Consider the following 15,056-nt stretch of genomic DNA (forward strand, 5'->3'; position numbering starts at 1 on the left):
GCATTGACCTACTGTGCTTCGTCAACTGACGCTCGATCTCGGCACCCCGCCGCCATCGACATTCGACAATTTTTTCGCCGGCGCCAACGCCGAGCTGGTCACGCGTCTGCGTGAGCTCGACAACGCGCTCGCCGCCGGGCCGGTCGCCGATCGCACCTTCTACGTGTGGGGCGAGTCCGGCAGTGGCCGCACGCATCTGTTGCAGGCGCTCGTGCACGAAGCGCCGCCGGGTCACGCGCGTTTTGCCGGCCCGCAGAGCAGCCTCGCGGCGTTCAGCTTCGACCCGCGCGTCGCGCTGTACGCGATCGACGACTGCGACGCGCTGTCCGCCGCCCAGCAGATCGCCGTCTTCAACCTGTTCAACGAAGTGCGTGCGCATCCCACCAGCGCGCTGGTCGCCGCAGGCAACGCGCCGCCGATCGGCATGACGGTGCGCGAAGATTTGCGCACCCGCCTCGGCTGGGGCCTCGTGTTCCATCTCGCGCCGCTGCCGGACGAAGGCAAGGCCGCGGTGCTGAAACACGCGGCGCGTGAGCGCGGCATCATGCTCGCCGACGACGTGCCGGCTTACCTGCTCACGCACTTCCGGCGCGACATGCCGAGCCTGATGGCGCTGCTCGACGCGCTCGACCGCTTCTCGCTCGAACAGAAGCGCGCGGTCACGCTGCCGCTGTTGCGCACCATGCTCGCTTCACCGGACGCGGAAGAACGGCGCGGCACGCCGGCCACCGGCCCGGAGACCGGTTCCCACGCCGCGTCATCCGCTTCAAGTAAAATAGGCCCCCATGGCTAATCTCGCACTCTTCGATCTCGACCACACGCTCATTCCCACCGACAGCGACCACGAATGGGGCCGCTTCATGGTGAAACAAGGCATGGTCGACGCCGAAAACTTCGCCCGTGAAAACGACCGCTTTTTCGCCGACTACAAAGCCGGCAGGCTCGACATTCACGCCTATCTGATCGCCATGCTCACGCCGCTCGCGAAATACACGCGCGCGCAGCTCGCCGAACTTCACGCGCAGTACATGCATGAAGTGATCACGCCGGCCATTTTCCCGGTCGCGCTGGAACTGGTGAGGCAGCACCGTGAAGCCGGCGACCTGTGTTGCGTGGTCACGGCCACCAACGAATTCATCACCCGCCCGATCGCCCAGGCGTTCGGTGTCGACGCGTTGATCGCCTGCGAAGCGGAAACCGTCGACGGCCAGCCGCATTCGCCGTACACCGGCCGCCCCACCGGCACGCCGAGCTACAAGGAAGGCAAGATTGTCCGCACCGAAGCGTGGCTCGCCTCGCTCGGCAAGACCTGGCGCGATTTCGAGCACAGCTATTTCTATAGCGACTCGCACAACGACATCCCGCTGCTCGAGAAGGTCACCGATCCCATCGCGACCAATCCCGACGACACATTGCGCGCCCATGCGCAGGCCAAAGGCTGGCGCATCCTCGAACTCTTTCAAGCCACGTGATTAAAAAACTTATCCGCAAGCTATTCGGCCAGGACTCGGCGCCCGCTGACGACACCGCGCCCGCCGACACCGAAGCAGACGAATCCGGCAGCGCACCGGCACGCAACCGAGCCGACGCCGCCACCAAGGCGCGCCGCAAACCCGCGCGCGCCGGGTCGGCCGCCAAGGTGGTACGCGATCCCGACGTGCCGGTCATCATTCCGCACGACGTGCATGGCATCGACCAGTCTCTGATCTCGAGAAACGCGATTCGCGTGACCGAAGGCCTGCAACAGGCCGGGCACCGCGCGTTTATCGTCGGCGGTGCGGTACGCGATCTGCTGCTCGGCATCAAGCCGAAAGACTTCGACGTCGCGACCGACGCCACGCCCGAACAGGTGCAGAAGCTGTTCCGCCGCGCGCGCATTATCGGCCGCCGGTTTCAGATCGTGCATGTGCAGTTCGGTCAGGAAATCATCGAAACCTCCACGTTTCGCGCGCTGGTCGATCCGCCCGCGGCCGACGCGCCGCCCGAGCGACGCCTCAAGCGCGACGAGCTCGACCGCCGCACTCACGCGGTGGACGCCAGCGGCCGCGTGCTGCGCGACAACGTGTGGGGCGAGCAGCACGAAGACGCCACCCGCCGCGACTTCACGATCAACGCGATGTACTACGATCCGGCCACGCAAACCGTGCTGGATTACCACAACGGCATGGCCGACATGCGCGCGCGTCTGCTGCGCATGATCGGCGACCCGGCCACGCGTTATCGCGAAGATCCGGTGCGGATGCTGCGCGTCGTGCGTTTCGCCGCGAAGCTCGACTTCGAGATCGAAACCCACACCCGCGCGCCGATCGCCGAGATGGCCGATCTGATCAACAACGTGCCCGCGGCGCGTCTGTTCGACGAGATGCTCAAGCTGATGCTGTCGGGCCATGCGCTCGCCTGCCTGAAACGTCTGCGCCAGGAGGGCCTGCATCACGGCCTGCTGCCGTTGCTGGACGTGGTGCTGGAACAGCCCATCGGCGAGAAATTCATTACGCTGGCGTTGAACAACACGGACGCCCGCGTGCGCGCCGGCAAACCGGTGTCGCCGGGCTTCCTGTTCGCCACCTTGCTGTGGCACGACGTGCAGCAGCGCTGGCAGAAATTTGAGGCGAACGGCGAGTATCCGGTCCCCGCATTGCATCGCGCGATGGACGACGTGCTCGACATGCAAACCGAGAAGCTCGCGATCCACAAGCGCTTCTCGGCAGATATGCGCGAGATCTGGGGCCTGCAGTTGCGCCTCGAAAAACGCTCGGGCCGAAGCGCGCTGAAGCTGCTGGAACACCAAAGATTTAGAGCGGGGTATGATTTCCTCCTGTTGCGCTGCCAATCCGGCGAACTCGACGAGTCGGTCGGTGCGTGGTGGACGGAGTTCATTGAAGGAGACATTGCCGCGCGTGAAGCGTTGCTCACGCAAGGCGGGAAGGACCGGAGCCCTCGAAAACGACGGCGGCGCAGCAGTGGCGCCAGAAGCCGCGCGCCGGGCGACGGAATGGAGGGCGGCACGCCAGCCGAACGCACAGATAACGGCGCGGACCATGACGGCCCGCACGAAGACTGACAGAGCGTTCGCTGAAGCCGTCGAACGATAGTTGCAGGAAGTTATGCCATGACGGTTGCTTATCTCGGCCTCGGCGCGAATCTCGGGGACGCGCGCCAGACCCTGAAAGACGCGGTGGTGTGCCTCGCACAACAGCACACCATCTCCGTGCTCGACAAGTCGAGCCTGTATCGCACTGCCCCGATCGACGCGGGCGGTGACGACTATTTCAACTGCGTTGTGAAGGTCGACACGACGCTCCCCGTGCGCCATCTACTGGCGCTGTGCCACAAGATCGAGCATCAGTTCGGCCGCGAGCGGCCGTTTCGCAATGCACCGCGCACGCTCGATCTCGATATTCTGCTATTCGGCGATCAATCGATCGACGAAGCCGATCTGATCGTGCCGCATCCGCGTTTGATCGAACGCGCTTTCGTGCTGGTGCCGCTGGTCGAGATCGATCCGACACTGATCATCCCGCAACACGGCCGCGCCGACGCGCTGCTGCCCGGTGTGAGCGATCAACGCATCGAAAAGGTAAAGGGGCCCTGTCAGTGCCCTATGCTCAATGCATTGACCGCCGCTGAGAGTGCGCCCAGCAAAGGCCGCTGCGAATGAACTCACCGCCGCTCACCGTCACCGCGCCGCAACTGCGGCCGCCGTTCGGCTATCTCGCGATCGAAGGGCCGATCGGCGTCGGTAAAACGTCATTGGCGCGGCGCCTCGCGCAACGCTGGTCGATGCAGGAATTGTTCGAGCGTCCGCAGGACAATCCTTTCCTTGAACGCTTTTACCGCGACACCGCACGTTACGCGTTGCCCGCGCAATTGCACTTCGCGCTGCAACGCGCGCAACAGGCGCAGGAAGTCGCCGCGGCGCAAGTGTCCAGCACCCCGCTGATCGCCGATTTCATGACGCAGAAGAACGATATCTTCGCGCGTCTGACGCTGCAGGAAGACGAGTGGCAACTGTATCGCGCGCTCGCCGCCAAGCTTGAGGTCAACGCGCCCGCACCGGATTTCGTGGTTTATTTGCAGGCCAGTCCCGAAGTGCTGTTCGCCCGCATCCAGAAACGTGCGGTGCCGATGGAACTGCAAATTTCCGACGCCTATCTGCACGCGCTGTGCGACGCGTACAACGAGTTTTTCTATCACTACGACCGCGCCCCCGTGCTGACGGTCAACGCCGAACATCTGAATCCGCACGACTCCGACGCGGACCTTGCGCTACTCGCCGAACGCATCGAAACCATGCGCGGCCGCAAGGAATTCTTTGTCAAAGGCACGTCGCTTTAAGCGACGCTGCCACCTCTTTTCCAACGGATTGACCCATGACCTATTTGCAGGAAGCGAGCCGCAACGCCATCACCGTGCCGAAGCTGCAGGCAATGCGCGACGCCGGTGAAAAAATCGCGATGCTCACCTGCTACGACGCGAGTTTCTCCGCGCTGCTGGACCGCGCGGGCGTCGACGTGCTGTTGATCGGCGACTCGCTCGGCAACGTGTTGCAAGGACAGACCACAACGCTGCCGGTCACGCTCGCCGACATCGCGTATCACACGGCTTGCGTGGCGCGTGTGCGCCCGTCGGCGCTGGTGGTGGCCGACTTGCCGTTCGGCACGTACGGCACGCCGGAAGAGGCGTTCAAGAACTCGGTGGAATTGATGCGCGCCGGCGCGCAGATGGTGAAGCTCGAGGGTGGTGAGTGGCTTGCCGACACGGTGCGCTTTCTGGTTGAACGGTCGATTCCCGTGTGCGCGCACGTCGGGCTGACGCCGCAATCCGTGCACGCGTTCGGCGGCTTCAAGGTGCAGGGCAAGACCGAGGCCGGCGCGAGCCAGTTGCTGCGCGATTCACTCGCGGTCGAAGCAGCCGGCGCGCAATTGATCGTAATCGAAGCCGTGCCGTCGGTGCTAGGCACTGAAGTCACGAAGCAGGTGCGAATTCCGACGATCGGTATCGGCGCCGGTGTGGACTGCTCGGGTCAGGTGCTGGTGCTGCACGACATGTTGGGGATTTTCCCCGGCAAGCGGCCGCGCTTCGTGAAGGACTTTATGCAAGGGCAGCCGAACATTCAGGCCGCGGTGGAGGCGTATGTGCGCGCGGTGAAGGATGGGACGTTTCCTGGGGCAGAGCACACGTTTTGATGCGAGCTAGTGTTAGCTCTGGCTTTAACTCTAGCTCGCCGACGTAGATCCGCTGGGTTGGCGAGCGCGAACACCTTTGTTCGCGCGTTAACTATCGGATGATCCGCGCCGGCACCGCGCCGCGCAATGCGTTGCAGATCAGCAGTGCTTCAGCGTTCATCAAGTCCGCCTGCGTCAGCACTTTCTCAGCCGCTTGCAGGTCCGCGCCTTCTTCAAGCAGAACACTGCGCATCACGCCCGGCAGCACGCCCGACGCGAGCGGCGGCGTCCACCACCGCCCCGCCAGCTTCACAAAGACATTCGACCGGCCGCCTTCGGTCAACTCGCCTCGCTCGTTGAAGAACAGCGTGTCGAATGCGCCCTTCGTCTCGGCTTCGCGCCAGCCGCGATCATATTCGGCACGACGGGTGGTTTTGTGATGCAGCAGCGGGTCGTGCGCTTCGGTCGCGGGGAAATGGTGGTCGGGCGCGAGCAGTACGCCGACTGCCTGGTTCGGTAGCGGCGTCAGCACCGCAACCGTAATGTGCGTCGCGCCGTTCTTACTAAGCGCGAGCCGCATGCGATACGGTGTGCGCGCCGGCAGCGATTCACACGTCGCCGTGATTTGGGCGCGAATATTATTTTCGTCGCCGAGATTGAAACCCAACGTTGCCGCGCTGCGCGACAGCCGTTCGAAATGACGCGACAGATGCCGCGCGCCCTCCTCGCGCGTCGCGTACATCGTTTCGAACAGATCGAAGCCCGGTTCGGCGCCGGTCAGAAAGCTGGCCTTCAATTGACACTCCGCGAATTCGTCGGCTGCCACGCTGTCGAGGACGATGCCCGCGCCGACGCCCATCGTGCCCCGCAGCTCACCGGTTTGCGCGGCATGGCTCAGCGTCAACGTGCGAATGGCGACAGACAGGCAGAAGTCGCCGCACACGGTTGGGTTGGCCGCCGTTGCGGCTACCGAAGGCGCGTCGAGCCAGCCGATTGCGCCGGTATAAAGCCCGCGCGGCGTGCTTTCAAGTTCGTCGATCAACTGCATCGTCCGATGCTTCGGCGCGCCGGTGATCGATCCGCACGGAAACAACGCGCGCAAAACGCCGGCAAACGATGTTTCGGGCCGCAAGCTGGCCTGCACCGTCGACGTCATCTGCCAAACCGACGCATACGGCTCGACCGAAAACAACGCAGGCACCTTGACCGAGCCCGTTTGCGCGACTCGCGACAGATCGTTGCGCAGCAGATCCACGATCATCACGTTCTCGGCGCGGTTCTTCGGGTCGCTGCGGAGAAACTCGGCTGCGCCCTGGTCCGCCTGCGGATCGTCCGAGCGCGGCGCCGTGCCTTTCATCGGCCGCGCACGCAACATCGCACCGTCCTTTTCGATAAAAAGCTCCGGCGAACACGACAGCACCCACTGGCTTCCCGGCAACGCGATCAACGCACCGAACGGGACCGGTTGCCGGGCTCTCAAGCGTCGATAGAGCGCGATAGGCGAACCGAACACGTCGAAGCCGAGCCGGTACGTGTAGTTGACCTGGTAGGAGTCGCCCGCGCGTAACGCGTTGTGAATCGCGGCGATTGCCGCGTCGAACTGCGCGCGCTCGACGCTCGCGCGCACGTTCGCCGTGCCCGCCACCGACGGCTCAATCGCCCCGCCATCGCGCTCCGTCAACCACGCGTCGACTTCTTCGCGCGAGCGCTTCTCGCAGCGCTCGAACAATAAAAAACGCAGGGTGGCATCGCCACGCTGCGTTTTCGGAAGCGAGCGCGAATCTCCGTCGAGAAGATTGCGCCCAAACTCATAATCGCCGAGCACGACGGCATGCAAACCCCGCAAGGTATCCGCCACCACAGACTCGCATACGGCTTCGAGTTGCGCGGCGTCCGCGCACACCCGTTCCCGCACAAAGCCTGTGTACAGACGACTCGAACGGCGCGCCGCCGTCGCGTCGCAATCGTCGAGCAACGCGAAGACCGCGTCGCGCTCATCTGCCGTCATACCTACCGCCAACTTCAACCTGCCATTAATCGAAGAAGCTCTTCACCCGGTCGAACCAGCTCTTGCTTTGCGGGCTATGTCGCGAGCCGCCTTCCACCAACGCTTTCTCGAATTGCTGAAGCAATTCGCGCTGCGGGTCGGTGAGCTTGACCGGCGTTTCGACTTGCACGTGCACGTACAGATCGCCGGCAATGCTCGAACGCAGCCCCTTGATGCCCTTGCCGCGCAAACGGAACGTCTTGCCCGACTGCGTGCCTTCCGGAACGGTGAAGCTGGCGCGGCCCGCGAGGGTCGGCACTTCGATTTCGCCGCCGAGCGCCGCGGTGGTGAACGGAATCGGCATCTGGCAATGCAGATCGTCGCCGTCGCGCTCGAACACCGAGTGCTGTTTGATATGAATCTCGACGTACAGATCGCCCGACGGACCGCCGTTGATACCCGGCTCGCCGTTGCCAGCCGAGCGGATACGCATGCCGTCGTCGATGCCTGCGGGGATCTTCACTTCCAGCGTCTTGGTTTCCTTCACCTTGCCCGCGCCGTGGCAATGGCCGCACGGTTCTGGGATATAGGTGCCGGTGCCATGGCACTTCGGGCAGGTCTGCTGGATGCTGAAAAAGCCTTGCGACATCCGCACCGAACCGGAACCGCTACAGGTCGGGCAGGTTTCCGGCTTGGTGCCGGGCTTGGCGCCCGAACCGTGACAGATTTCGCACGACACCCAGCTCGGCACGCGAATCTGCGTGTCGTAGCCGTGTGCGGCCTGTTCCAGCGTGATTTCCATGCTGTAGCGCAGATCGGCGCCGCGATACACCTGCGGGCCGGGGCGGCCGCCAGCGCCGCGTGCGGCGCCGCCGGCCGCCTGGCCGAAGATGTCGCCGAAAATATCGCCGAATGCATCGGCAAAACCGCCGAAGCCTTGTGCGCCGGCTCCGCCCATGTTCGGATCTACGCCCGCGTGGCCGTACTGGTCGTACGCGGCACGCTTTTGCGAGTCCGACAGCATTTCATAGGCTTCCTTCACCTCTTTGAAATGCTCTTCCGCATCCTTGTTGCCCGGATTCCGGTCGGGGTGGTGCTTCATCGCAAGCTTGCGATAAGCCTTCTTGATTTCGTCGTCGCTCGCGTTCTTTGCGACGCCCAGAACCTCGTAGTAATCCCGTTTCGCCATATCGGTTCAACGCCACTCGCGCAATGCGACGCGGTGGCTCCTCTTGAATGCTGGAGTCTTGCGACTCGTCCGGCCGCTGTTTTTTGCCGCTCGAAACCGGCTCGAAACAACGCCCTCCATAAAACAAACGTGCCCGGAGAGCCCCAAAAGGCTCGCCAGGCGAGATAACCGCTCTTGCACGTTGCTGCGGCCCGAATGGGTGCAGGGGATTGTGCAGCCGGGCCGCACACGGTGCCGTGTGCGGCTTTACGGTCGAAATGCGACCTGGCTTTAGTCTTTCTTGACTTCCTTGAATTCGGCGTCGACCACGTCGTCCTGCTGCTGGCTCGCGCCACCTGCCGATGCACCCGCGCCCGCCGCGCCTGCTGCCGCTGCTTCGGCACCTTGCGCTGCCTGCATGTCCGCGTACATCTTCTCGCCCATCTTCTGCGAGGCAGTTGCCACGACTTCGATCTTGGCTTCGATCGCGGCCTTGTCGCTCGAACCGCTCTTCAGCGTTTCTTCGAGGTCCTTCAGCGCGGCTTCGATCGTGTCCTTCTCGCCGGCGTCCAGCTTGTCGCCGTACTCGGTGAGCGCCTTCTTCGTGCTGTGGACCAGCGCGTCGCCCTGGTTGCGGGCATCGGCCAGCTCACGCAGCTTGTGATCTTCTTCGGCGTTGGCTTCCGCGTCCTTCACCATCTTTTCGATTTCGGCTTCGGACAGACCCGAGTTGGCCTTGATCGTGATGCGGTTTTCCTTGCCGGTCGCCTTGTCTTTCGCGCCGACGTGCAGAATGCCGTTCGCGTCGATGTCGAAGCTCACTTCGATCTGCGGCGTGCCGCGCGGTGCCGGCGGAATGCCTTCGAGGTTGAACTCGCCCAGCAGCTTGTTGCCGGCTGCCATTTCGCGTTCGCCCTGGAACACCTTGATCGTCACGGCGCCCTGGTTGTCGTCAGCCGTCGAGTAGACCTGTGCGTGCTTGGTCGGGATCGTGGTGTTCTTGTTGATCATCTTCGTCATCACGCCGCCGAGCGTTTCGATGCCGAGCGACAGCGGGGTCACGTCGAGCAGCAGCACGTCCTTGCGGTCACCCGACAGAACCTGACCTTGAATCGCGGCGCCAACGGCCACGGCTTCGTCCGGGTTCACGTCACGACGCGGTTCCTTGCCGAAGAATTCCTTAACCTTGTCCTGCACCTTCGGCATACGCGTCATACCGCCGACGAGGATCACGTCGTCGATCTCGCCGACCTTCACGCCTGCATCCTTGATCGCCGTGCGGCACGGTTCGATGGTGCGTTCGATCAGTTCTTCAACCAGCGCTTCCAGCTTGGCGCGCGTGATTTTCAGGTTCAAGTGCTTCGGACCCGACGCGTCGGCCGTGATGTACGGCAGGTTGATTTCGGTCTGCTGGCTCGACGACAGTTCGATCTTCGCCTTTTCAGCCGATTCCTTCAGGCGTTGCAGCGCGAGCACGTCTTTCGACAGATCGACGCCTTGTTCCTTCTTGAACTCGCCGATGATGTAATCGATGATGCGCTGGTCGAAGTCTTCACCGCCCAGGAACGTATCGCCGTTCGTGGACAGCACTTCGAACTGCATTTCGCCGTCAACGTCGGCGATTTCGATGATCGACACGTCGAACGTACCGCCACCCAGGTCATACACCGCGATCTTGCGGTCGCCCTTTTCGGCCTTGTCCAGACCGAAGGCCAGAGCGGCTGCGGTCGGTTCGTTGATGATGCGCTTGACTTCCAGACCGGCGATGCGGCCGGCGTCTTTGGTCGCCTGACGCTGGCTGTCGTTGAAGTACGCGGGAACCGTGATCACCGCTTCGGTGACCGGCTCGCCGAGGTAGTCTTCAGCGGTCTTCTTCATCTTGCGCAGCGTTTCCGCGGAGATTTGCGGCGGCGCCAGCTTCTGGTCGCGCACTTCGATCCATGCGTCGCCGTTGTCGGCCTTCATGATCTTGTACGGCATCAGCGCGATGTCTTTCTGCACTTCTTTTTCTTCGAAGCGGCGGCCGATCAGGCGCTTGACCGCATACAGCGTATTACGCGGGTTCGTGACCGACTGACGCTTCGCAGGCGCGCCGACGAGAATCTCGCCGTCTTCCATGTAAGCGATGATCGACGGCGTGGTGCGCGCACCTTCCGAGTTCTCGATCACCTTAACCGTATTGCCTTCCATGATCGCCACGCACGAGTTGGTCGTGCCGAGGTCGATGCCGATGATTTTGCCCATTTTTACTATTCTCCTGACTTTGATCGCTGCGGAAAGCGCCTTGCTTGCCATCTGGCGGGAAGGCGATCCGCTCTCAATTCCTACCTGCACTCAACATAAGTGCGTCCGCATCGTTTTCAAGACCTCTTTTACGATGCGGTCTTTAATTTTTTTCAATCGGTCGAACTTTTTCCGCTTGTTTTACTGCTTTCTGCGACGCCAAGCAGTGAAGCAGGAAGCGCCCGCCCGGATCGCGGTGTTCGTAGACGTTGCTGCGAAACCATCTGGGACCGGGGGCGCGGATCGCGGCCGACCGCGGCCGGCCCCGCGTCGAACGAGTCGGCGCTGCGCTCCCGCATGTCGAAGACGGCGAACGCGGTAGCCGACGGGACGGTTGGCCATGGCGGTGCCAGCCCAGCTTGGCGGCGGTAAATCGACCGGAAAACGGCAGAAAGCGGCTGCGGCGTTTACTTCGGCGCCGCGACGGTCACGAGCGCCGGACGCAGCACGCGGTCGGCGATCACGAAACCCTTTTGCAGCACTGCCACGACAGTGTTCGGTTCCTGATCGGCCGGCACCATCGAAATGGCCTGGTGGCGATGCGGATCGAACTTCTCGCCGACCGGATTCAAGGCGACGACACGGCCCTTTTCCAGCGCACCGTTCAACTGACGCAGCGTCAGTTCCACGCCTTCACGGACCTTTTGCAGATCGTCGGACGAGTGGGCGACTGCCGCTTCGAGGCTGTCCACCACCGGCAGCAGATGCTCGGCGAAGCTCTCGATCGCAAACTTATGCGCCTTGGTCACGTCTTCCTGCGCGCGGCGACGCACGTTTTCGGTCTCAGCTTTCGCCCGCAGGAAGCTTTCCTGCAGGTCGGCGATCTTGGCGTGCGCTTCAGCCAGCGCGGCCTGCTCGAGGCCTGCCGGCGCCTCGGTCGCGGCGCCTGCGGCCGCTTCCTGCTGAGCTGCTGCGGCCTCGGCGGCCTGGCGCTCGGCTTCGTCCGCGGGCGTGGGATTCTGGCTCGTCGGGTTCTCTTGCGTGTTTTCCATGTCGCTGAAAGTCGTAAAAAAGTAAAAACCAACGGTGGCGGCAGCGCGCAAAAGCGGGTGCAATTTGTGCGTTGCAAAATAGCGACAGACTAGCTGGCGCACCATCGCATAACGAAACCGCAGATGGGGCCGGAAAGACCCGTTTCAAGCGGGTCTTGCGGAACTTTTCGCACCACGGACGTGCGGCGGAAATGCCCGGTTACAACCATTATTGCGACGCAATCAGATTGAGATTGAGTGCGGCCAACAAGTGGCCTATGCTCCACTAAAGCGTCGGAAAAGACACGTTAACCCTAATCCGACGTAAGCCTTACCGACATTTTGCAATTTCCCACCTGATCCGCCTGTTTCCGTCCTGAATCCTTCCCAAGGGGAGTACCGTGAAACTGACCTTCGCAATCTCGGTGGTCGCATTGGTACTGATTTTGGGCACCACGACCATCTGCATGTCCGGGGCTGTCAACGATCACACTACCGAATACGGCGGTGTGCACGCGACCATGGAACAACTGTTCAATCCCCACCTGAAAGTTTGTCGATAGTGCGCCTGTCGCGTTTAGTCGGCCGGCCGTGCAATGCGGCCGCCGGCTCTCGATACGTTTTGCGCCGTTCCTGCTCGACCTGCCGCTTCACCCTGCTTTCCTCGGTTTCCGCATAAAGCGTCTGCGCGACGCTTGCCGGGCCGCGCACGTCGCATAGGCCCAGCACTTCCACCTGCCAGACGATCCGCTCGATTTCGATCTCGACCAGATCGCCGACGCGCACGTCTTTCGCCGGTTTCACATTGGCAGCGCCAATGCGCACATGGCCTTTCTCGACGGCATCCGCGGCGAGCGAGCGCGTCTTGAAGAAGCGCGCCGCCCAAAGCCATTTGTCGATGCGTAACTTCGCGCCCGTGTTGGTCGAAATCTGGTAATTCATCGCCTGTTCAAGCCCCCGTCGAATGCGGCACCGGCAGCGCCTGAACCGGCCAGCCTTGCAGATTCTGCGCGACGATTTCGCCGAGCGCGGCAATCCACGCCGGCGACGCGTTCACACAGGCAATCCGATGAAACTCTTTGCCGCCGGCGTGCAGGAACTCGTCGCGCACTTCCATGCCGATTTCCTCAATCGTTTCAAGGCAGTCGGCGGTAAAGCCCGGGCAGAACACGTCGGCGCGGCGTACGCCCGCCGCGCCCAGTTCCTTCAGCGTGGGCGCCGTGTACGGCTGCAACCATTCGGCTTTGCCGAAGCGCGACTGGAACGTGATGCGGCATTCCACCGGCGTCAGTTCCAACGCCTGCATGAGCAGCGCGCCGGTCTGCTGGCATTGCTCGTGGTAGGGGTCGCCGAGATCCATGGTGCGCTTGGGCACGCCGTGAAAACTCAGCACCAGCTTGTCGCCCGCCGCGAAGTCGGGCCGGCCGTGCTGATGCCAGTACTGATGCACCTGCGCGGCCAGCGCTGAAATGTACGCGGGATGGTCGGCGTACTGACGCACCGTGCGGATTTCCGGCTGATTGCGCATGCGCTTGAGCGCTGAAAACGCGTCGTCGAAAGCGGTCGCCGTGGTCGACGACGAGTATTGCGGATACATGGGCACCAGCAGCACACGCTCGGCACCCGCCAGCTTCAACTGGTTGAGTATGGCCGGAATGCCCGGCGTGCCATAACGCATCGCGTAGTCGACCAGCACCGTGTAGTCGTTCAGTTGCAGCAGGTGGCGCAAGCCTTCCACCTGCTTCTCTGTATAGACGCGCAGCGGCGAGCCTTCCGGCATCCAGACCGCGGCGTACTTTTTCGCCGACGCCGGACTGCGGAACGGCAGGATCAGCAAGCGCAGGATGATCTGCCACAACAGCGACGGAATTTCGACCACGCGAGGATCGGACAGAAACTGCGCGAGATAGCGACGGACTGCGCGCGGCGTCGGCGCGTCGGGCGTACCGAGATTGATCAGCAGTACGGCGACACGGTGTGACGTGGCGTTCTGTGAGGGCCGCTCGAGGTCGAAGCGCATAGGCAGCAGAGGTAACCGCTTGAGGCGGAGAGTCGATTCAGGTGGGTTTCATTATAGCGGCGCGGCCTGGCGACCGGTCCGCCGTACACCCCTGGCCATTCGGCCAATTGGCAAGCCGCGCGCCGTCGCGCATGATGAACGGACTTGAAATGAGCGCGTGAGTTGCCGCCGCCGGGCAGCCAGCTATTGCTGGCTGAGAGTCAGGGAAAGCAGGCGCGCGGTGATATCCACGATCGGAATCACGCGGTTGTACGCCATGCGGGTCGGGCCGATCACGCCGAGCGTGCCGACGATCTTACCGTTCACTTCGTACGGCGCGGTGACCACGCTCATTTCCTCGATCGGCACGAGATTCGATTCGCCGCCAATGAAAATCTGCACGCCCGCCGCGTGACTCGACACGTCGAGTAACTGAAGGAGACTGGTCTTTTGGTCGAACACATCGAACAGCTTGCGCAGGCGCGCCATATCGGACGAAAGGTCGGCGACTTCCAGCAGATTGCGCTCGCCGGAAATCAGTACGTTCTCGCCAGTGTCGGACTCTTCGGTGCTGGCCGTGACGGCGGCGTGCATCAGCGTCGTCATGTCGCCGCGCAGTTCGTCGATTTCCTCACGCAGGCGGCGGCGCACGTCGTCGAACGAGAGGCCGGCGAAATGCGCGTTGATGTAATTCGACGCTTCCACCAGTTGCGACGGCGAAAAGTCGCGCTGCGTCGCCATGATGCGGTTTTGCACGTCGCCTTCCGGCGTCACGATGATCAGCAGAATGCGCTTGTCGGACAAACGCATGAACTCGATCTGCTTGAACACGTGGCTGCGCCGCGGCGTGAGCACCACGCCGGCGAACTGCGACAGGTTGGACAGCACGCTGGCCGCTGCGGCGACGATCTTCTGCGGCTCACCCGCCTGCAGCGTAGTCTTGACGGCGCGCATCACGGCTTCTTCGTCTGCGGCGGATTCGACGGTCAGCATCGTATCCACGAAGAGCCGATAGCCGCGCGGCGTAGGGATACGGCCGGCCGACGTATGCGGACTGATCACGAGCCCCAGGTCCTCGAGATCGGACATGACGTTGCGGATCGTCGCGGGGCTCAGTTCGAGGCCAGAGTAACGAGACAACGTGCGTGAGCCGACCGGCTGACCTTCGGCGATGTAGCGCTCAATCAGCGTTTTGAGGAGGGTTTGTGCGCGAGGATCTAGCATGACGGAAAATTTTAGCTTAATGACACGACTACCGCGAGCGCTAACGGCGCTCACCGTTGACGAATGCGCCACGGTTCGCCCGGGCGCCGCTTTGTCTTCGATCCGCTGCGTGAGCCGGCAGGTGGCCCGACGTTCGGCCCGCCACCTCGACAACGGCGCGCCGTGGCACTCTAACCGGCACGCATGTCATCAACGCTTCACCATTCTAACGATAATCGCGAAATACGCCGGCAGCCCATCCGCGCCAGCCCGCTACCGG

At 62.8% G+C, this 15,056-nt stretch carries 13 protein-coding genes; 6 read left to right on the forward strand and 7 right to left on the reverse strand.

The window, feature by feature from the left end; all coding sequences use genetic code 11:
* Nucleotides 1-13: 13 nt before the first annotated feature.
* Genes hda through panB form a run of 6 tightly spaced genes read left to right on the forward strand, consistent with a single transcriptional unit; the run spans nt 14 to nt 5,186 of the window.
* Nucleotides 14-793: a DnaA regulatory inactivator Hda gene (gene hda, locus GGD40_RS09800; RefSeq protein ID WP_035553244.1), complete on the forward strand. Its 780-nt coding sequence runs from the start codon at nt 14-16 to the stop codon at nt 791-793.
* A complete protein-coding gene (locus GGD40_RS09805; RefSeq protein ID WP_179706794.1) occupies nt 786-1,472 on the forward strand; it encodes an HAD family hydrolase in 687 nt (228 codons plus the stop codon). Before hda ends, GGD40_RS09805 begins: the two co-directional genes overlap by 8 nt.
* Nucleotides 1,469-3,061 (forward strand): polynucleotide adenylyltransferase PcnB, encoded by a 1,593-nt coding sequence (gene pcnB / locus GGD40_RS09810; RefSeq protein ID WP_179743507.1) that lies wholly within the window; start codon nt 1,469-1,471, stop codon nt 3,059-3,061. Before GGD40_RS09805 ends, pcnB begins: the two co-directional genes overlap by 4 nt.
* A 48-nt stretch (nt 3,062-3,109) precedes the next feature.
* Complete coding sequence (gene folK / locus GGD40_RS09815; protein WP_179706799.1) at nt 3,110-3,658, forward strand: 2-amino-4-hydroxy-6-hydroxymethyldihydropteridine diphosphokinase; 549 nt, start codon at nt 3,110-3,112, stop codon at nt 3,656-3,658.
* Nucleotides 3,655-4,335, forward strand: a complete 681-nt coding sequence (locus GGD40_RS09820) for a deoxynucleoside kinase (protein WP_179706801.1) — start codon at nt 3,655-3,657, stop codon at nt 4,333-4,335. Before folK ends, GGD40_RS09820 begins: the two co-directional genes overlap by 4 nt.
* Nucleotides 4,336-4,370: 35 nt before the next feature.
* Nucleotides 4,371-5,186 (forward strand): 3-methyl-2-oxobutanoate hydroxymethyltransferase, encoded by an 816-nt coding sequence (gene panB, locus GGD40_RS09825; RefSeq protein WP_179743509.1) that lies wholly within the window; start codon nt 4,371-4,373, stop codon nt 5,184-5,186.
* A 91-nt stretch (nt 5,187-5,277) separates the two neighbouring features.
* On the opposite strand, the gene pabB is transcribed toward panB, so the two are convergent.
* The 7 genes from pabB to hrcA form a co-directional block, all read right to left on the reverse strand.
* Nucleotides 5,278-7,173 carry an aminodeoxychorismate synthase component I gene (pabB, locus tag GGD40_RS09830; RefSeq protein WP_179743511.1) on the reverse strand — a complete coding sequence of 632 codons (1,896 nt, stop codon included), beginning with the start codon at nt 7,171-7,173 and terminating at the stop codon, nt 5,278-5,280.
* A gap of 25 nt (nt 7,174-7,198) precedes the next feature.
* Complete coding sequence (dnaJ, locus tag GGD40_RS09835) at nt 7,199-8,341, reverse strand: molecular chaperone DnaJ (protein ID WP_179743513.1); 1,143 nt, start codon at nt 8,339-8,341, stop codon at nt 7,199-7,201.
* Nucleotides 8,342-8,611: 270 nt separating this feature from the next.
* Entirely contained in the window at nt 8,612-10,564 is a 1,953-nt protein-coding gene (gene dnaK / locus GGD40_RS09840; RefSeq protein ID WP_179743514.1) for a molecular chaperone DnaK, read from the reverse strand.
* Nucleotides 10,565-11,010: 446 nt separating this feature from the next.
* A complete protein-coding gene (grpE, locus tag GGD40_RS09845) occupies nt 11,011-11,595 on the reverse strand; it encodes a nucleotide exchange factor GrpE (protein ID WP_179706811.1) in 585 nt (194 codons plus the stop codon).
* Nucleotides 11,596-12,108: 513 nt separating this feature from the next.
* Nucleotides 12,109-12,516 carry an RNA-binding S4 domain-containing protein gene (locus tag GGD40_RS09850; protein ID WP_179743515.1) on the reverse strand — a complete coding sequence of 136 codons (408 nt, stop codon included), beginning with the start codon at nt 12,514-12,516 and terminating at the stop codon, nt 12,109-12,111.
* A 7-nt stretch (nt 12,517-12,523) separates the two neighbouring features.
* Nucleotides 12,524-13,594 (reverse strand): ferrochelatase, encoded by a 1,071-nt coding sequence (gene hemH, locus GGD40_RS09855; protein WP_179706814.1) that lies wholly within the window; start codon nt 13,592-13,594, stop codon nt 12,524-12,526.
* Between the two features lie 183 nt (nt 13,595-13,777).
* A complete protein-coding gene (gene hrcA / locus GGD40_RS09860; RefSeq protein ID WP_035553271.1) occupies nt 13,778-14,797 on the reverse strand; it encodes a heat-inducible transcriptional repressor HrcA in 1,020 nt (339 codons plus the stop codon).
* Between the last annotated feature and the right edge of the window lie 259 nt (nt 14,798-15,056).

This window comes from Paraburkholderia bryophila, assembly GCF_013409255.1.
Lineage (GTDB): Bacteria > Pseudomonadota > Gammaproteobacteria > Burkholderiales > Burkholderiaceae > Paraburkholderia.